The 15,438-nt window shown below is 69.1% G+C and carries 18 protein-coding genes; 14 read left to right on the top strand and 4 right to left on the bottom strand.

The features are described from left to right. The first annotated feature begins 10 nt into the window (after positions 1–10). The 12 genes from HUT12_RS26770 (at position 11) to HUT12_RS26715 (ending at position 10,154) form a co-directional block, all read left to right on the top strand. Complete coding sequence (locus HUT12_RS26770) at positions 11–232, top strand: hypothetical protein (RefSeq protein WP_131052266.1); 222 nt, start codon at positions 11–13, stop codon at positions 230–232. Between the two features lie 42 nt (positions 233–274). After that, the gene (gene atpB / locus HUT12_RS26765; protein WP_176095104.1) at positions 275–1,054 is read left to right on the top strand and encodes a F0F1 ATP synthase subunit A; all 780 of its coding nucleotides are present in this window, start codon (positions 275–277) and stop codon (positions 1,052–1,054) included. A gap of 85 nt (positions 1,055–1,139) precedes the next feature. After that, positions 1,140–1,364, top strand: a complete 225-nt coding sequence (gene atpE / locus HUT12_RS26760; RefSeq protein WP_117225978.1) for an ATP synthase F0 subunit C — start codon at positions 1,140–1,142, stop codon at positions 1,362–1,364. 29 nt (positions 1,365–1,393) lie between these two features. After that, positions 1,394–1,924, top strand: a complete 531-nt coding sequence (locus HUT12_RS26755; protein WP_131052264.1) for a F0F1 ATP synthase subunit B — start codon at positions 1,394–1,396, stop codon at positions 1,922–1,924. Next, a complete protein-coding gene (locus tag HUT12_RS26750; RefSeq protein WP_131052263.1) occupies positions 1,924–2,745 on the top strand; it encodes a F0F1 ATP synthase subunit delta in 822 nt (273 codons plus the stop codon). The genes HUT12_RS26755 and HUT12_RS26750 overlap by 1 nt, the downstream gene beginning before the upstream one ends. Positions 2,746–2,837: 92 nt before the next feature. Next, the gene (gene atpA, locus HUT12_RS26745) at positions 2,838–4,481 is read left to right on the top strand and encodes a F0F1 ATP synthase subunit alpha (RefSeq protein WP_131052262.1); all 1,644 of its coding nucleotides are present in this window, start codon (positions 2,838–2,840) and stop codon (positions 4,479–4,481) included. 9 nt (positions 4,482–4,490) lie between these two features. After that, complete coding sequence (locus HUT12_RS26740) at positions 4,491–5,429, top strand: F0F1 ATP synthase subunit gamma (protein ID WP_131052261.1); 939 nt, start codon at positions 4,491–4,493, stop codon at positions 5,427–5,429. After that, positions 5,429–6,880: a F0F1 ATP synthase subunit beta gene (gene atpD, locus HUT12_RS26735; protein ID WP_117225973.1), complete on the top strand. Its 1,452-nt coding sequence runs from the start codon at positions 5,429–5,431 to the stop codon at positions 6,878–6,880. The genes HUT12_RS26740 and atpD overlap by 1 nt, the downstream gene beginning before the upstream one ends. A 226-nt stretch (positions 6,881–7,106) precedes the next feature. Then, positions 7,107–8,255, top strand: a complete 1,149-nt coding sequence (locus tag HUT12_RS26730; RefSeq protein ID WP_131052260.1) for an LCP family protein — start codon at positions 7,107–7,109, stop codon at positions 8,253–8,255. 89 nt (positions 8,256–8,344) lie between these two features. After that, positions 8,345–8,629, top strand: a complete 285-nt coding sequence (locus HUT12_RS26725; RefSeq protein WP_131052259.1) for a F0F1 ATP synthase subunit epsilon — start codon at positions 8,345–8,347, stop codon at positions 8,627–8,629. Positions 8,630–8,641: 12 nt separating this feature from the next. Next, positions 8,642–9,100 carry a DUF2550 domain-containing protein gene (locus HUT12_RS26720; RefSeq protein ID WP_131052258.1) on the top strand — a complete coding sequence of 153 codons (459 nt, stop codon included), beginning with the start codon at positions 8,642–8,644 and terminating at the stop codon, positions 9,098–9,100. Between the two features lie 247 nt (positions 9,101–9,347). Then, positions 9,348–10,154 (top strand): SGNH/GDSL hydrolase family protein, encoded by an 807-nt coding sequence (locus tag HUT12_RS26715; protein WP_131052257.1) that lies wholly within the window; start codon positions 9,348–9,350, stop codon positions 10,152–10,154. Positions 10,155–10,185: 31 nt separating this feature from the next. Here the strand turns inward: HUT12_RS26715 and HUT12_RS26710 are convergent, their stop codons facing one another. Then, complete coding sequence (locus HUT12_RS26710; protein WP_176095103.1) at positions 10,186–10,605, bottom strand: VOC family protein; 420 nt, start codon at positions 10,603–10,605, stop codon at positions 10,186–10,188. Beyond that, positions 10,581–11,153: a cob(I)yrinic acid a,c-diamide adenosyltransferase gene (locus tag HUT12_RS26705; protein WP_131052255.1), complete on the bottom strand. Its 573-nt coding sequence runs from the start codon at positions 11,151–11,153 to the stop codon at positions 10,581–10,583. The genes HUT12_RS26710 and HUT12_RS26705 overlap by 25 nt, the downstream gene beginning before the upstream one ends. On the opposite strand from HUT12_RS26705, the gene murA reads away from it, so the two are divergent. Then, the gene (gene murA, locus HUT12_RS26700) at positions 11,152–12,594 is read left to right on the top strand and encodes a UDP-N-acetylglucosamine 1-carboxyvinyltransferase (protein ID WP_131052254.1); all 1,443 of its coding nucleotides are present in this window, start codon (positions 11,152–11,154) and stop codon (positions 12,592–12,594) included. The two genes, HUT12_RS26705 and murA, sit on opposite strands and share 2 nt — an antisense overlap. A gap of 75 nt (positions 12,595–12,669) precedes the next feature. After that, on the top strand, positions 12,670–13,518 hold the full coding sequence (locus HUT12_RS26695; protein ID WP_131052253.1) for a 3-hydroxyacyl-CoA dehydrogenase family protein: 849 nt from the start codon (positions 12,670–12,672) through the stop codon (positions 13,516–13,518). A 145-nt stretch (positions 13,519–13,663) separates the two neighbouring features. Here the strand turns inward: HUT12_RS26695 and HUT12_RS26690 are convergent, their stop codons facing one another. After that, on the bottom strand, positions 13,664–14,509 hold the full coding sequence (locus tag HUT12_RS26690) for an ABC transporter permease (RefSeq protein ID WP_176095102.1): 846 nt from the start codon (positions 14,507–14,509) through the stop codon (positions 13,664–13,666). Then, complete coding sequence (locus HUT12_RS26685) at positions 14,506–15,396, bottom strand: ABC transporter ATP-binding protein (RefSeq protein WP_176095101.1); 891 nt, start codon at positions 15,394–15,396, stop codon at positions 14,506–14,508. The genes HUT12_RS26690 and HUT12_RS26685 overlap by 4 nt, the downstream gene beginning before the upstream one ends. Positions 15,397–15,438 lie beyond the last annotated feature (42 nt).

Below are 15,438 nucleotides of genomic sequence, written 5' to 3'. Positions count from 1 at the left end.
TCGCCTCGTCATGGCCGACAACCCTCATCGCGGAAGCTCCGACGAGCACTCGTCGGAAGGCGTTGCCGGAGCCGTTCTTGGCTACCTGCTCGCCGGCATCCTCGTGTGGGGATTCCTCGGCTGGTTGGCGGGGACGCTCCTCGGCCTGCCGACCGGCATCGGGATCGGCGTGGGCATGATGCTCGGCGCAGCCGGAGCGATCTACCTGATCATGAAGAGGCTCGGTGCCTGAGTTTCGGCACGCGCGGGTCTGTCGAGTGCGGAGGATGACACGGTGAGCGCACAGCTTGTCGCCGCTGAAGGGCTGCCCTGGCCCCCGGGGGTCAAGGACTTCTACCTGCCGGAAGTGGCCGGCCCATTCGTCACCAAGTTCACCCTCATGATCTGGCTGGCCGTCGGCCTGCTGATCATCTTTTTCATGGTCACCTATCGGAACCCGAAGCTGGTGCCGACCAAGGGCCAGTGGATGGCGGAGTCGATCTACGGCCTGGTCCGGGACAACATCGCCAAGGAACAGATGGGCAGCGCGGGCGTCAAGTTCGCGCCCTATTTCACGGTGCTCTTCTGTTACATCGCGTTGACCAACCTCTTCGGCATCATCCCGGGGTTGCAGATCTCGCCGAACTCGCACATCGCCTTCCCGATCGTGCTCGCGGCGATCACCTACGTGATGTACATCTACATGGGCATGCGCACGCACGGCGTGGGCGGCTACCTCAAGCAGAGCCTGATCCTGCCGGGCATCCCGTGGCCGATGCACATCCTGCTGATCCCGATCGAGTTCCTGCAGACCTTCATCAACCGGCCGGTCACGCTGGCGGTGCGTCTCTTCGCCAACATGTTCGCCGGTCACCTGATCCTGCTGGTCTTCACCATCGGTGGCTTCGTGCTGCTCGCCTCGGACAACATCTTCATCCAGGCGACCTCGATCTTCTCGTTCATCATGGCGATCGTGATGGCCTTCTTCGAGGTGCTGATCGCGCTGTTGCAGGCATACGTCTTCGTCACGCTGAGCGCCAACTACATGGGATCGGCGCTCGCAACCGAACACTGATCCTTTTCGCGGGGCACCCGCCCAAAGCTTCAGGTACGACCGGTACGCGTGAGATCTCACGTGTCAAACAGGAGGAATACCCGCAATGACTGTTCTTGCCGAGATCAGCGGTAACGTCAACACGATCGGCTACGGCCTCGCCGCTGTCGGCCCCGCGATCGGCGTGGCCCTGATCTTCGTTGCGTACATCAACTCCAGCGCCCGTCAGCCCGAGTCGGCCGGCTACAACCGGACCTGGCTGGTCCTGGGCTTCGCCCTGGTCGAGGCGCTCGCCCTGTTCGGCCTGGTGCTCGCCTTCGCCGTTAACTGACCGTCCGCTTCCCGACCCGGAGGTCTGAAATGTTTGTCGCCGCCGAAGGTGTGGAGCACCACCCGCTCGTGCCGCTGTGGCAGGAGCTGGTCATCGGGACGATCGCCTTCGCCCTGCTCTGCTTCGTGCTGCTGAAGTTCGTCATGCCGCGCATCGAGGCGATGTACCAGGCGCGGGTCGAAGCGATCGAGGGTGGCCTCAAGCGCGCCGAGGCGGCGCAGGCTGAGGCCAACCAGCTGCTTGAGCAGTACCGGGCCCAGCTCGCCGAGGTGCGTACCGAGGCGGCACGGATCCGGGACGACGCCCGGGCCGACGCCGAGTCGATCCGCACCGACATCCTCGCCAAGGCGCGGGAGGAGTCCGACCGGATCATCGCCGCCGGCCGGGACTCGTTGGCTGTGGAGCGTGAGACCATCGTGCGCGAGCTGCGCGCGGAGGTCGGCGGTCTCGCGGTCGACCTGGCCGGCCGGATCGTGGGCGAGTCGCTCGCCGACGAGGCCCGCCGCAAGGGCACCGTCGAGCGGTTCCTCACCGACCTCGAGAGCGCGGGGGCCCGCTGATGCAGGCCGCCAGCCGGGAGTCCTACACCGCCGTGAGTCAGCGGCTGGAGGAGTACGTCCGGGGCGCCGATTCGACGGCTCTCGCCACCACCGGTGCCGAGCTGCTCGCCGTGGCGGACCTGCTGCGGCGGGAGGTCCGGCTGCGTCGGGCTCTCTCCGACCCGGCCCGTTCGGGTGCGGACCGCAGCGGCCTGCTCACCTCGGTGCTCTCCGGCAAGGTCGGCGCGGACACGCTCGACCTGCTCGGTGCACTGGTCGCCGGCCGGTGGTCGGCACCGTCGGAGCTGCTCGACGGTGCCGAGCGTCTCGGTGTGCAGGCGCTGCTCGCCAGCGCGGACCGCGCCGACGAACTCGGTGAGGTGGAGGACGAGCTGTTCCGCTTCGGCCAGGTGGTCGCGGCGGACCGGCGGCTCTCCAACGCCCTGTCCGACCCGGCGGCACCGGTGGCCCAGCGGGCCGAGCTGATCGGGATGCTCCTGACGGGCAAGGCACGGCCGGTGACGGTGCGACTGGTGGAGGCGGCACTGGCCGGCTTCGGCGGTCGGTCGTTCTCCGCCGCGCTGTCCCGGCTGGTGGAGCTGGCGGCCGAGCGCCGTGACCGTCAGGTCGCGTACGTGACCGTCGCGGCCCCGCTGACCGCCGAGGAGGAGAGCCGGCTCACCAACCAGCTCTCGGCCATCTACGGCCGGGCGGTCGCGGTGAAGCTTACGGTTGACCCGACGATCCTCGGCGGAGCGAGCGTCCGGGTGGGTTCGGACCTGTACGACGGGACGATCCTGCGTCGCCTCAACGAGACCCGCAACGCGCTCGCGAAGCGCTGACCAGCACCCCGCGAAGCGCCCGGAATAACAGTCGACCCGAGGACCGGTCGGTACTAGGTATCCCGGGCCCCTGATACTTAAGGAAGCAGAGGATGGCCGAGCTGACCATCTCGACGGAGGAGATCCGCGGCGCCCTGGAGCGCTACGTCTCCTCCTATTCGCCCGACGTCTCCCGTGAAGAGGTCGGTACCGTCGCTGACACCGGCGACGGTATCGCCCACGTCGAGGGCCTGCCCTCGACCATGACCAACGAGCTGCTCGAGTTCGAGGACGGCACGCTCGGCGTGGCGTTGAACCTCGACGTCCGCGAGATCGGTGTCGTCGTCCTGGGCGACTACGCCGGCCTCGAAGAGGGCCAGCGGGTCAAGCGCACCGGCCGGGTGCTCTCCGTGCCGGTCGGTGACGCCTTCCTGGGGCGCGTGGTCAACGCGCTCGGCGCCCCGATCGACGGTCTCGGCGAGATCGCCGACGAGGGCTACCGTGAGCTGGAGCTCCAGGCCCCGAACGTGATGGCCCGGCAGTCCGTCTCCGAGCCGATGCAGACCGGCATCAAGGCCATCGACGCGATGACCCCGATCGGTCGTGGCCAGCGGCAGCTGATCATCGGTGACCGGAAGACCGGCAAGACCACGGTCGCCCTGGACGCCATCCTCAACCAGCGCGAGAACTGGGCCTCCGGCGACCCGACGAAGCAGGTCCGCTGCATCTACGTCGCCATCGGCCAGAAGGCCTCCACCATCGCCTCCATCAAGGGGCAGCTGGAGGAGGCGGGCGCGATGGAGTACACCACCATCGTCGCCTCCCCGGCCTCCGACCCGGCCGGCTTCAAGTACCTCTCCCCGTACACCGGCTCGGCCATCGGTCAGCACTGGATGTACGGCGGCAAGCACGTCCTGATCGTCTTCGACGACCTGAGCAAGCAGGCCGAGGCGTACCGGGCCGTGTCGCTGCTGCTGCGTCGCCCGCCGGGCCGTGAGGCGTACCCGGGTGACGTCTTCTACCTGCACTCCCGTCTGCTGGAGCGCTGCGCGAAGCTCTCCGACGAGATGGGCGGCGGGTCGATGACCGGTCTGCCGATCATCGAGACGAAGGCCAACGACATCTCGGCCTTCATCCCGACCAACGTCATCTCGATCACCGACGGTCAGATCTTCCTGGAGACCGACCTGTTCAACCAGGGCGTCCGGCCGGCGATCAACGTCGGTACCTCGGTCTCCCGGGTCGGTGGCGCGGCGCAGGTGAAGCCGATGAAGAAGGTCTCCGGTTCGCTGCGGCTGAACCTGGCCCAGTACCGCGAGCTGGAGGCGTTCGCCGCCTTCGCCTCGGACCTGGACAAGGCCTCCCGCGCCCAGCTGGATCGTGGTGCCCGCCTGGTGGAGCTGCTCAAGCAGCCGAACTACTCGCCGTACTCCGTGCAGGAGCAGGTCATCGCGGTCTGGTCCGGCACCGAGGGCAAGCTGGACGACGTTCCGGTCGGCGACGTGCGGCGCTTCGAGACCCAGTTCCTGGAGCACCTGCGGCGCAAGCACAACGCCACGCTGCTGGCGATCGCGGACAACAAGTGGGACGACGAGATCATCGCCACCCTCGACGCGGCCGTCGCGGAGTTCAAGCAGGGCTTCCTCGGCCGGGAGGACGAGCGCACGATCAACGAGGCGCCGGCGGCGCCGCTGGAGGGCGAGGCCGAGCAGGAGACGGTCACCCGCTACAGCGCAGCGCCGGCCCAGAAGCGTTAGGGCCGGGCCATGGCGGCGCAGGTACGTGTTCTTCGTCAACGCATTCGCTCGGCGAAGGGGATGAAGAAGATCACCAAGGCGATGGAGCTCGTGGCGACGAGCCGGATCGCCAAGGCCCAGGCCCGGGTGGAGGCGTCCCTGCCGTACGCCCGGGCCATCACCGGCGTGCTCACGGCGCTGGCGTCCAACGCGTCGGTCGACCACCCGTTGCTGACCCCGCGCGAGCGGGTGCGGCGGGCGGGCGTGCTGCTGGTAACCGCCGACCGGGGTCTGGCCGGCGGTTACAGCTCCAACGCCATCAAGACGGCGGAGTCGCTGGTCGCGCGGCTCAAGGAGGACGGCAAGGAGCCGGTGCTCTACGTCGTCGGTCGCAAGGGCGTCTCGTTCTACCGGTTCCGTAACCGGCCGATCGAGGCGAGCTGGACCGGCTTCTCCGAGCAACCGTCGTTCGCCGACGCCCGCGAGGTGGGCGAGACGCTGGTCAAGGCGTTCTCGGCCGGCGCGGACGACCTCGACGGCGGTCCGGGTGCGGACGGGGTGCTCGGGGTGGACGAGTTGCACATCGTCTTCACCGAGTTCAAGTCCCTGATGACCCAGACGCCGGTGACCCGGATCATCGGTCCGCTGCAGGTGGAGGAGCGGCCTCGGTCGGAGGCGGCCCCCGGGCTGCTGCCCGACTACGAGTTCGAGCCGAACCCGGAGGAACTGCTCGACGCGTTGCTGCCGAAGTACATCAACACGCGGATCTACGCGGCGTTGCTGGAGTCGGCGGCGAGCGAGTCGGCGGCCCGGCGGCGGGCGATGAAGAGCGCCACCGACAACGCCGAAGAGATGATCGACAAGTACACGCGTGAGATGAACTCGGCCCGCCAGGCCGGGATCACCCAGGAGATCAGTGAGATCGTCGGCGGCGCCAACGCGCTGGCCGCGTCGGGAAGTGAAGTGTGATGACTGTTTCCACTGCTGGAGGACCAGCCGAGACCACGACCGCCACCGGTCGCGTGGTCCGGGTCATCGGCCCGGTCGTCGACGCCGAGTTCCCGCGCGACGCCATGCCGGACCTCTTCAACGCCCTGCACGTGAACGTGTCCCTCTCCGGTGGCGAGAAGACGCTGACCCTGGAGGTCGCCCAGCACCTGGGTGACAACCTGGTCCGCGCGATCTCGATGCAGCCGACCGACGGTCTGGTCCGGGGCGCCGAGGTGCGGGACACCGCCTTCCCGATCCGGGTGCCGGTCGGCGACGCGGTCAAGGGCCACGTCTTCAACGCGATCGGCGAGTGCCTCAACCTCACCGAGGGCGAGACCATCTCCGCCGACGACCACTGGGGCATCCACCGCAAGGCCCCGGCCTTCGCGGACCTGGAGCCGAAGACCGAGATGCTGGAGACCGGCATCAAGGTCATCGACCTGCTCGCCCCGTACGTCAAGGGCGGCAAGATCGGCCTGTTCGGCGGTGCCGGCGTGGGCAAGACGGTGCTCATCCAGGAGATGATCACCCGAGTCGCCCGGAACTTCGGTGGTACCTCCGTCTTCGCCGGTGTGGGGGAGCGGACCCGTGAGGGCAACGACCTCATCCACGAGATGACCGAGTCCGGCGTCATCGACAAGACCGCGCTGGTCTTCGGTCAGATGGACGAGCCGCCGGGCACCCGGCTGCGCGTCGCGCTCTCCGCGCTGACCATGGCGGAGTACTTCCGTGACGTGCAGAAGCAGGAGGTGCTGCTCTTCATCGACAACATCTTCCGCTTCACCCAGGCCGGGTCCGAGGTCTCCACCCTGCTGGGCCGGATGCCCAGCGCGGTGGGTTACCAGCCGACCCTCGCCGACGAGATGGGCGAGCTCCAGGAGCGGATCACCTCCGTCAAGGGCCAGGCCATCACCTCGATGCAGGCGATCTACGTGCCGGCGGACGACTACACCGACCCCGCCCCGGCCACCACCTTCGCCCACCTGGACGCCACCACCAACCTGGAGCGGTCCATCTCCGACAAGGGCATCTACCCGGCGGTGGACCCGCTGGCGTCCTCGTCGCGGATCCTCGCCCCGGAGTTCGTCGGCCAGGAGCACTTCCAGGTGGCCAGTGAGGTCAAGCGGATCCTCCAGCGCTACAAGGACCTGCAGGACATCATCGCCATCCTCGGTATCGAGGAGCTCTCCGAGGAAGACAAGATCACGGTCCAGCGGGCCCGTCGGATCGAGCGCTTCCTGTCGCAGAACACCTACGCGGCGGAGCAGTTCACCGGTGTGCCGGGCTCGACGGTCCCGATCAAGGAGACCATCGAGGCGTTCCGGAAGATCAGCGAGGGTGAGTACGACCACTTCCCCGAGCAGGCGTTCTTCATGTGCGGTGGGCTCGACGACCTGGAGAAGAAGGCCGCCGAGCTGATGAAGGGCTGACCCTTCGGTTCGAACGAAGAAAGGCCGTCCCGGTTCACGCCGGGACGGCCTTTCGTTCATCTACGGGACGTACGATCCTGGCTGCCCGGTTTCCCGTGCTCGGCGATCACGCCGTGCCCGAGATACCGTCTAGTGCAGCTCAGGCGCGGATGAGCGGCGAACGACTTAAACCTTTCGGCTACGCGGACCCGTACACCTCCCGGGGACGCGACGAACGGAGAAGCTTGTGGGCAAGGCCGGCAGGGGCGGTACGCGCGGCACGCGTGGTGGCAAGAAGACGTCGATCTGGCGGGGCGTACCGCTGTGGGCGAAGCTCTGCACCATCTTCGGTGTGGTGCTGATGATGGTCAGCGGCACGTCGCTGGTGGGGGCCGAGGCGCTGATGGCCCGTTACGAGGGAGCGATCGGCAAGGCCGACCTCTTCGGTGACCAGGCGGCGGGCGAGGCCAAGAGCGACATCGAGGGCCCGCTCAACATCCTGCTGGTCGGCATCGACCCGGTCCGGGACGACCGGCCGCCGCTGAGCGACGCCATCATGATCCTGCACGTGCCGAAGGAGATGGACCGGGCGTACCTCTTCTCGCTGCCCCGGGACCTCTACGTCGAGATCCCCGCGTTCCCCAAGGCGAACTTCAACGGCAGCACCACCAAGCTGAACGCGGCGATGTCCTTCGGCAGCCGGGTGCCCGATGGGAAGCCGGACGCCGCGCGCGGCTTCGAGCTGCTCGCCCTCACCGCGCAGAAGGTCACCGGCATCGAGCGGTTCGACGCCGGTGCGATCATCAACTTCTCCGGCTTCCAGAAGATCGTCGACGCGATGGGCGGCGTCACGATGAACATCGAGCGGGAGGTCCGTTCCCGGCACCGCCAGCCGGACGGCAAGCACCGTGAGGGCCGGCCCGGCGGTGGGGGCTACATCGGGCCGCAGGCGATCTATCCGAAGGGCAAGCAGCACCTGCAGGGGTGGCAGGCGCTGGACTACGTCCGCCAGCGCTACCCGGAGAACGGTGTGCCGGACGGCGACTACGGCCGGCAGCGGCACCAGCAGCAGTTCGTCAAGGCGATGGCGGGTCAGGCGCTCAGCGCCGACGTGGTGACCAACCCGGTGAAGCTGGACCGGGTGCTGCGGGCGGCCGGTGAGTCGTTGATCTTCAGCGGCCGGGGGCACAGCGTGATCGACTTCGGCCTCGCGCTCAAGGACATCCGGCCCGGCAACATTCAGATGATCAAGCTGCCGGGTGGCGGGATCCTGCAGAACGGCAACTACCTCGGCGAGCGGTTCGAGCCCGAGGTGGACGACTTCTTCGTCGCGTTGGAGCGGGAACTCCTGGACCCGTTCCTGCTCGAACATCCCAAGTTCGTCAACAAGGGCTGATCGCGGCGTGGCTCCCGGCACCCGCATGAAGCACAGGTCAGGGCCGCGACTAGACTTTCCCCAATCCGCCGCCTCAGCAAGGAGACAGCGTGGCACAACACCTTAACGTCCAGCTCGTGGCCGTCGAGGAGAAGGTCTGGTCGGGCGAGGCCGAGATGGTCATGGCCCGTACGACCGAGGGTGAGCTGGGTGTGCTGCCGGGGCACGCGCCCCTGCTCGGCCAGCTCGCCGACTCCGGCCAGGTCCGCATCAAGCTGCCCGGCGGCGAGCAGGTCGTCTACGAGGTGGCCGGCGGCTTCCTCTCGGTGAACGAGCGGGGCGTGACTGTGCTGGCCGAGACCGCGACCCGGGCCTCCGCCGCTCAGGGCAACTGAGCCGACCCGCCGATGGAGATCGTCGAAGGGGTCGGAATCGGCGTCGCCGTGATCCTCGGCGCGATCCTGGTCCTCTTCGCCCGGCGGGCGCTGGTGACCCGTAGCGGAGGGATCATCCGGCTCAGCGTGCGGACCTCCACCATGCTCGACGGCCGTGGTTGGGCGCCCGGCTTCGGTCGCTTCGCCGGTGACGAGCTCCGCTGGTACCGCCTGGTCAGTTTCGCGGTGCGGCCCAAGCGGGTGCTGTGCCGCGAGGGGCTGACCGTGGATCGACGGCGCCTGCCCGAGGGGCAGGAGCGAATGTCCATGCCCTCGGACTGGATCATCCTCCGGTGTAGCAGCGGACATGCTCCGGTCGAGATCGCCATGGCGCGATCCACCGTCACCGGATTCCTCTCCTGGCTCGAGGCCGCCCCTCCGGGGGCGGCCTCGCCGCGTCTGGCCTCGTCGCAGGACTGGCCCGCCGCCTGATCGATCTCGTGTCTCAACGGCACGCACCGGGTGTGTGCCGTGTCCGGCCGTGTCCCGGTGTGCCACTCCCGCCCGTCTGACCGGTCCCGGTAACCGACCTCAGCGCCACCACCGTGCCCGTGCGGTGGTGGCACATCCGTGCCAGATCTCGCCCGGGTGTCCGGTGGAATCGCCTAGAGATCTTCCCTTCATCGATATCTAGTGATATCAATCTCCGAACGTCCCCCTGCTACCCCGGAGTAACGACGTGCGGAGAACTCGTCTGGCGACGCTTGCCACAAGCATGGTCGTCGCCCTCGCCACCACCCTCAGCCTGACCGCCGCCCCCGCCCAGGCGGCACCGAGCGACCACTACGTGGCCCTCGGCGACTCGTACGCCTCCGGAGTGGGCGCCGGCAGCTACACCTCCGAGAGCGGCTCCTGCCAACGCAGCACCGCCGCCTATCCGGCGCTCTACGCGACCCGTGTCGGCCCGGCGTCGTACCGCTCGGTCGCCTGCTCGGGCGCCACCACCACCAGCGTGGTCAACACCCAGCTCTCGGCCCTGGCCAGTCGGACCACGCTGGTCAGCGTCACCGTCGGCGGCAACGACGTCGGCTTCGGCACCATCATGAGCACCTGCGTGCTCCAGGGCACCACGGAATGCGTCGCCGCGGTCGACGCGGCACAGGCCAAGGCCCGAGCCGACCTGCCGAGGCTGCTCCGCGCCGTCTACGACGGGATCAGGAGTCGGGCGCCGTCGGCCCGGGTGGTGGTCACCGGCTACCCGGTCTTCTATCAGCTCGGCACGATCTGCGCGGGACTCAGCGCGACCTCCCGCACGAAGATCAACGAGGGCATCAACCTGGTGAACGACATCATCCGCACCGCCGCCCTGGCCGCCGGCTTCGCGTTCGCCGACGTCCGCTCCCAGTTCGTCGGCCACCAGCTCTGCAGCTACGGCGAGAAGTGGCTGCACGCGCTGAACTTCGCCAACATCGGCGTCTCCTACCACCCGACGGCGGCCGGCCAGTCCGGCGGGTACTACCCGGTCTTCCGCGCCGTGGCCGGCTGAGCGAGGCTCGTCCCGGCCGGCCGGGCGGGGGTCACGAGGTGGCGGCGACCAACTCCACCTCGTACCCCTGCCCGTCGGTCAGGTAGGCGGCGTACGTGTCGGGGCCACCGGCGTGCGGGTGGCGGTCCGGGAACAGCAGCGTCCAGCCGTACCCGGGAGCCTCCTCGACCAGGCGGTCCACGGCGGCCGGCGGGCCGGCGTGGAAGGCCAGGTGGTTCAGGCCGGGCGCGAGACGGTCATGACGCCGCCCGGAGAGCGCGGGGGACTCCTCCAGGACGAGGTACGTCGGGCCGAGCCGCCAGGACCGACCGGCCGGCCACTCCTGGAAAGGGGTCCAGCCCAACTGGCCGAGGAGCCAGCCCCAACTGCGCATCGAGACGCCCAGGTCGGGTACCCAGACCTCCACGTGGTGCAGTGCTCCGAGCGTCAACGACCTCCGCCCGGAACCCATAGCACGTCTCCGTCCGGATTTGCCGTTCTTGCCAGAATAAAGAGTAGATCCGACAACCGGTTGAGATACTTTGCCGGGAGATGGCTGGTCCGGTCGGGGTCGTGTGCGACGAGGGCCCATGCCGACCGCTCGGCGCGCCGGGCGACGGTCCGCGCCGCGTGCAGCAGTGCCGCACCCGCGGTACCGCCGGGGAGGATGAAGGAGTCGAGCTTGCTCAGGCGCCCGTTGTACTCGTCGCACCAGCCCTCAAGGCGCTCGACGTACTCCTCGGTCACCCGCAGGGGCGGGTACTTCGGGTCCGGTTCGACCGGGGTGGACAGATCCGCCCCCACGTCGAACATGTCGTTCTGGATCGGCCCCAGCACCGCTCGCAACCCGTCGTCGAGCCCGCCCAGGGCGAGCGCCATGCCGATGGTGGCGTTGCACTCGTCCACGTCGGCGTACGCGGCGATCCGTGGATCGTTCTTCGGCACCTGCTCGTTGTTGCTCAGCCTGGTCATGCCGGCGTCGCCGGCCTTGGTGTAGATGCGCGTGAGGTGGACGGCCATGACGCACAGCCTACGGATACCGGACCTGACGATCCCGACCCGGCCGACAGCCGGTACGGGCTGGTCCAGCGGGGTCGGCCCGGGTGACGCGGGTGACGCGGCGGTCGCCGACGTCGACGTCATCCGGGTACGCGGCGGAGCCCGGCTCGCCGGCACCGTGCACGTGGTGGGGGCGAAGAACTCCGCGTTGAAGCTGATGGCCGCCGCGCTCCTGGCGCCGGGCCGGACGGTGATCACCAACGTGCCCCGGATCACCGACATCGCCATCATGGGCGAGGTGCTGCGCCGACTCGGCTGCGGCGTGCGCTTCGACGCCGACGAGCCGGTGGACCCGATGGTCGCCGTCGGCGGGGTGGCCCGGTCCCGCTCGGTCACCATCGACGTGCCGGAACAGCCCGGCGTCGAGGCCGACTACGACCTCGTCCGCCGGCTGCGGGCCTCGATCTGCGTACTCGGGCCGCTGCTGGCCCGGCGCGGCTACGTCCGGGTGGCCCACCCGGGCGGCGACGCGATCGGTTCGCGCGGTCTGGACATGCACATCTCCGGGCTGACCCGGATGGGCGCCGACATCTCCGGCGAACACGGCTTCGTGATCGCCGCCGCGCCGGACGGCCTGCGGGGCGCGGAGATCACGCTGGACTTCCCGAGCGTCGGCGCGACCGAGAACCTGGTCATGGCCGCGGTGCTGGCCGAGGGCACCACCGTGATCGAGAACGCCGCCCGCGAGCCGGAGATCGTGGACATCTGCACCATGCTCCAGCGGATGGGCGCGGTGATCGAGGGGGAGGGGACCTCCACGATCACCATCGTCGGCGTACCCCGGTTGCAACCGGTCCGGCACGCCACGGTGGGCGACCGGATCGTCGCCGGGACCTGGGCCTTCGGCGCGGCGATGACCTGTGGCGACGTGACCGTGACCGGTCTCGACCCCGGCTTCCTGGAGGTCGCGCTGGACAAGGTCGTCGCGGCCGGCGGCCTGGTGGAGACGCGGCCGGACGCCTTCCGGGTACGCATGGACGACCGCCCCCGGGCGGTGGACGTGGTGACGCTGCCCTACCCGGGCTTCGCCACCGACCTGTTGCCGATGGCGATCGGGCTCGCCGCGCTCAGCGAGGGCGCGTCCCTGATCACCGAGAACATCTTCGACGGCCGGTTCATGTTCGCCAACGAGATGATGCGACTGGGCGCGGACATCAAGACCGACGGCCATCACGCCGTCGTACGCGGACGCGAGCAACTCTCCGGCGCACCCGTGCGCGCCACCGACATCCGTGCCGGCGCGGGACTGATCATCGCCGGGCTCTGCGCCGACGGGGTGACCGAGGTGTCGCACGTGCACCACGTCGACCGGGGGTACCCCGACTTCGTGGCCGACCTGCGGGCGCTCGGCATCGAGGTGGAGCGGGCCACCGCGCCGGAGGAACCCGAACTGACCATTTGAGCCTCCTTAGCCTTCGTTCAGGCTCGCCGACTAGGGTGCAGGAAGACACTCGAAATCGCAGCGAGGGAGTATCAGATGGCGGGTCGACTCGCGGTCGTGGGCGCCGGGCTGATGGGCTCGGGCATCGCACAGGTGGCGGCACAGGCGGGCTGGCAGGTGGTGCTGCGGGACCTGGACGACGCGGCCACCCGGCGCGGTCTGGACGGCATCCGTACGTCGCTGGGGAAGTTCGCGGAGAAGGGCCGGATCTCCACCGACGACGCCGAGGCGGCGCTGGGACGGATCACGGCCACCACCGACCTGGAGGCGGCGGCCGACGCGGACATCGTGGTCGAGGCCGTCTTCGAGCGGCTGGAGATCAAGCACGAGGTGTTCCGCGCGCTGGACAAGATCTGCAAGTCCGACGCGGTGCTGGCCACCAACACGTCGGCCATCCCGGTCACCCAGATCGCGGCGGTCACCGAACGGCCCGAGGCGGTCGTCGGCACCCACTTCTTCTCGCCGGTGCCGATGATGAAGCTCTGCGAGCTGATCCGGGGCTACAAGACCAGCGACGCCACGCTCGACACGGCGAAGTCGTTCGCCGAGGAGATCGGCAAGACCGTGGTGGTGGTCAACCGGGACATCGCCGGTTTCGTCACCACCCGGCTGATCACCGCACTGGCGATGGAGGCGGTCCGGCTGGTCGAGACCGGCGTGATCTCCGCCGAGGACCTGGACACCGCCTGCAAGCTCGGCTTCGGGCACGCCATGGGGCCGCTCGCCACCGTCGACCTGACCGGCGTGGACGTGCTGCTCAACGCCACCCGCAACATCTACACCGACACCGGTGACGAGAAGTTCTTCCCGCCGGAACTGCTCCAGCGCATGGCCACCGCCGGCGACCTGGGCCGCAAGACCGGCCAGGGCTTCTACTCGTACTGACCGGATGAAAGGAGGGGTCCCCTGCTAACGCCTCGTGCATAGCAGGGGACCCCTTTTAACGGCGCTGCCCGTCGAGGGCTGCCGGGCTGTTAGCAGGGGACCCCTGCTCTACCGCAGGCGTTAACAAGGTGCCCTTCCTTGCACCTCAGCCGTCGCGGCGGGTGGTCCAGCGGAAGGTGGTCAGGCAGAGCACCAGGCCGATCACGCACCAGGCGCCCAGCACCAGCGCGACCCGGGTCAGCTCGAACGAACCACCCGGTTCGTTGGCGCCGAAGCTCTCCGGCAGGAACACCGCCCGCAGCCCCTGGCACATCCACTTGAGCGGGAAGATGGCCGCCACCTGCTGCATCCAGCTCGGCAGGTTGGTGAAGACGAAGAACACCCCGGAGATGAACTGGAGCACCAGGGCGACCGGGGTGACCACGGCCGAGCCGCTGCGTGCCGTACGGGCCAGGGACGAGATGGCGATGCCGCAGAGGGTGCAGGCGGTGATGCCCAGCGCGCTGACCCAGCCGAAGGTGACCCAGGCGGTCGCGGTGGTCGGCAGGTTCAGGTCGAACAGCAGCACCGAGACCGTGAGCAGCAGTGCGGTCATCGCCACGCCGGTCACCAGCACCATGATCACCTTGCCGGCGAACCAGACCCACTTCGGCATCGGCGTGCCCCGGTACCGCTTGAGCACGCCCCGGTCCCGCTCGATCGGGATCCAGATGCCGAGGTTCTGGAAGCTGACCGTCATCAGGCCGGTGGCGATCATTCCGGTGATGAAGTACTGCGTGTAGCTGACACCCTCGCCGAGGTCGCCGTCGAAGATCGACGCGAAGATCAGCACCATGATGATCGGGAAGCCCAGCGTGAAGACGACGGACTCCCGGCTGCGCAGGAACTGCCGGATCTCCATGCGGCCCTGGCGCAGGGCGAGACCGCCGGGTCCGGGGCGGCGGGTGGCGGGGGCGGCGACCGGGGCGTCCGGTCGGGTGGTGGTGGTCATGAGTGTCCGATCATCCGCAGGTAGATGTCCTCCAGCGTGGGCCGGGTGACGGTCAGGCCGGGCACCTCGCCACCGAAACGCGCGGCCAGTTCGGCCACCAGCGCCGTCGGCGTCGCGCTCTGCGCGCTCTCCGACGTGCCCTCCGGGGTACGCCAGGAGACCGTGGCCAGCGCGTCCTGCCGGTTGCCCAGCTCGGCGGGTACGGCGACCTCGACCAGCCGGCCGCCGGCGATGACGCCCACCCGGTCGGCGAGCGCCTCGGCCTCGTCCAGGTAGTGCGTGGTGAGCACGATGGTGGTGCCGGCCGCGGAGAGGTCCCGGATCAGTTCCCAGAACTCGCGGCGGGCCTCCGGGTCGAAACCGGTGGTCGGCTCGTCGAGGAAGAGCAGTTCGGGACGGCCGATGATGCCCAGCGCCACGTCCAGGCGACGCTTCTGCCCGCCGGAGAGGGTGTGCGTACGGGCGCCGGCCTTGGCGGTCAGCCCCACCCGGGCGATCACCTTGTCCGGGTCGTCGCCGTCGGGATAGAAGCCGGCGAAGTGGTGCACCACCTCGGCCACGGTCAGCTCGTCGAACTCGCCGGTGCCCTGGAGCACGATGCCGACCCGACCCCGCCAGTCGCGCACCGAGCGGCCCGGCGCGCGGGATCCGCCCGACCGGGAGCCGTGGGCGAAGGAGGGGTCGGTGTCCAGTACGCGCACCTCACCGGCGTCGCGCTGCCGGTAGCCCTCCAGGATCTCCACGGTGGTGGTCTTGCCGGCGCCGTTCGGGCCGAGCAGAGCGAACACCTCGCCCCGCTGGACGTCGAGGTCCAGATCGGCCACGGCGACGTTGTCGCCGTACGCCTTGCGCAGGCCCCGGACGTGGATCGCGACGTCGTCACTCATGCCGTCAAGTGTGCGGGGCGCCCGGGTCCGCCGTCCGCACCG

The organism is Verrucosispora sp. NA02020 (assembly GCF_013364215.1).
Lineage (GTDB): Bacteria > Actinomycetota > Actinomycetes > Mycobacteriales > Micromonosporaceae > Micromonospora.
Note: the sequence above shows the minus strand (reverse complement) of the source record. Positions and strands in the feature narration are given on the sequence as shown.

Coding starts and splice junctions, on each gene's coding strand:
- HUT12_RS26770 (WP_131052266.1), top strand. CDS start 11: ATGGCCGACAACCCTCATCGCGGAAGCTCCGACGAGCACTCGTCGGAA.
- atpE (WP_117225978.1), top strand. CDS start 1,140: ATGACTGTTCTTGCCGAGATCAGCGGTAACGTCAACACGATCGGCTAC.
- HUT12_RS26755 (WP_131052264.1), top strand. CDS start 1,394: ATGTTTGTCGCCGCCGAAGGTGTGGAGCACCACCCGCTCGTGCCGCTG.
- HUT12_RS26750 (WP_131052263.1), top strand. CDS start 1,924: ATGCAGGCCGCCAGCCGGGAGTCCTACACCGCCGTGAGTCAGCGGCTG.
- atpA (WP_131052262.1), top strand. CDS start 2,838: ATGGCCGAGCTGACCATCTCGACGGAGGAGATCCGCGGCGCCCTGGAG.
- HUT12_RS26740 (WP_131052261.1), top strand. CDS start 4,491: ATGGCGGCGCAGGTACGTGTTCTTCGTCAACGCATTCGCTCGGCGAAG.
- atpD (WP_117225973.1), top strand. CDS start 5,429: ATGACTGTTTCCACTGCTGGAGGACCAGCCGAGACCACGACCGCCACC.
- HUT12_RS26720 (WP_131052258.1), top strand. CDS start 8,642: ATGGAGATCGTCGAAGGGGTCGGAATCGGCGTCGCCGTGATCCTCGGC.
- HUT12_RS26710 (WP_176095103.1), bottom strand. CDS start 10,605: ATGGGTTCCGGGCGGAGGTCGTTGACGCTCGGAGCACTGCACCACGTG.
- murA (WP_131052254.1), top strand. CDS start 11,152: ATGACGCACAGCCTACGGATACCGGACCTGACGATCCCGACCCGGCCG.
- HUT12_RS26705 (WP_131052255.1), bottom strand. CDS start 11,153: ATGGCCGTCCACCTCACGCGCATCTACACCAAGGCCGGCGACGCCGGC.
- HUT12_RS26695 (WP_131052253.1), top strand. CDS start 12,670: ATGGCGGGTCGACTCGCGGTCGTGGGCGCCGGGCTGATGGGCTCGGGC.
- HUT12_RS26690 (WP_176095102.1), bottom strand. CDS start 14,509: ATGACCACCACCACCCGACCGGACGCCCCGGTCGCCGCCCCCGCCACC.
- HUT12_RS26685 (WP_176095101.1), bottom strand. CDS start 15,396: ATGAGTGACGACGTCGCGATCCACGTCCGGGGCCTGCGCAAGGCGTAC.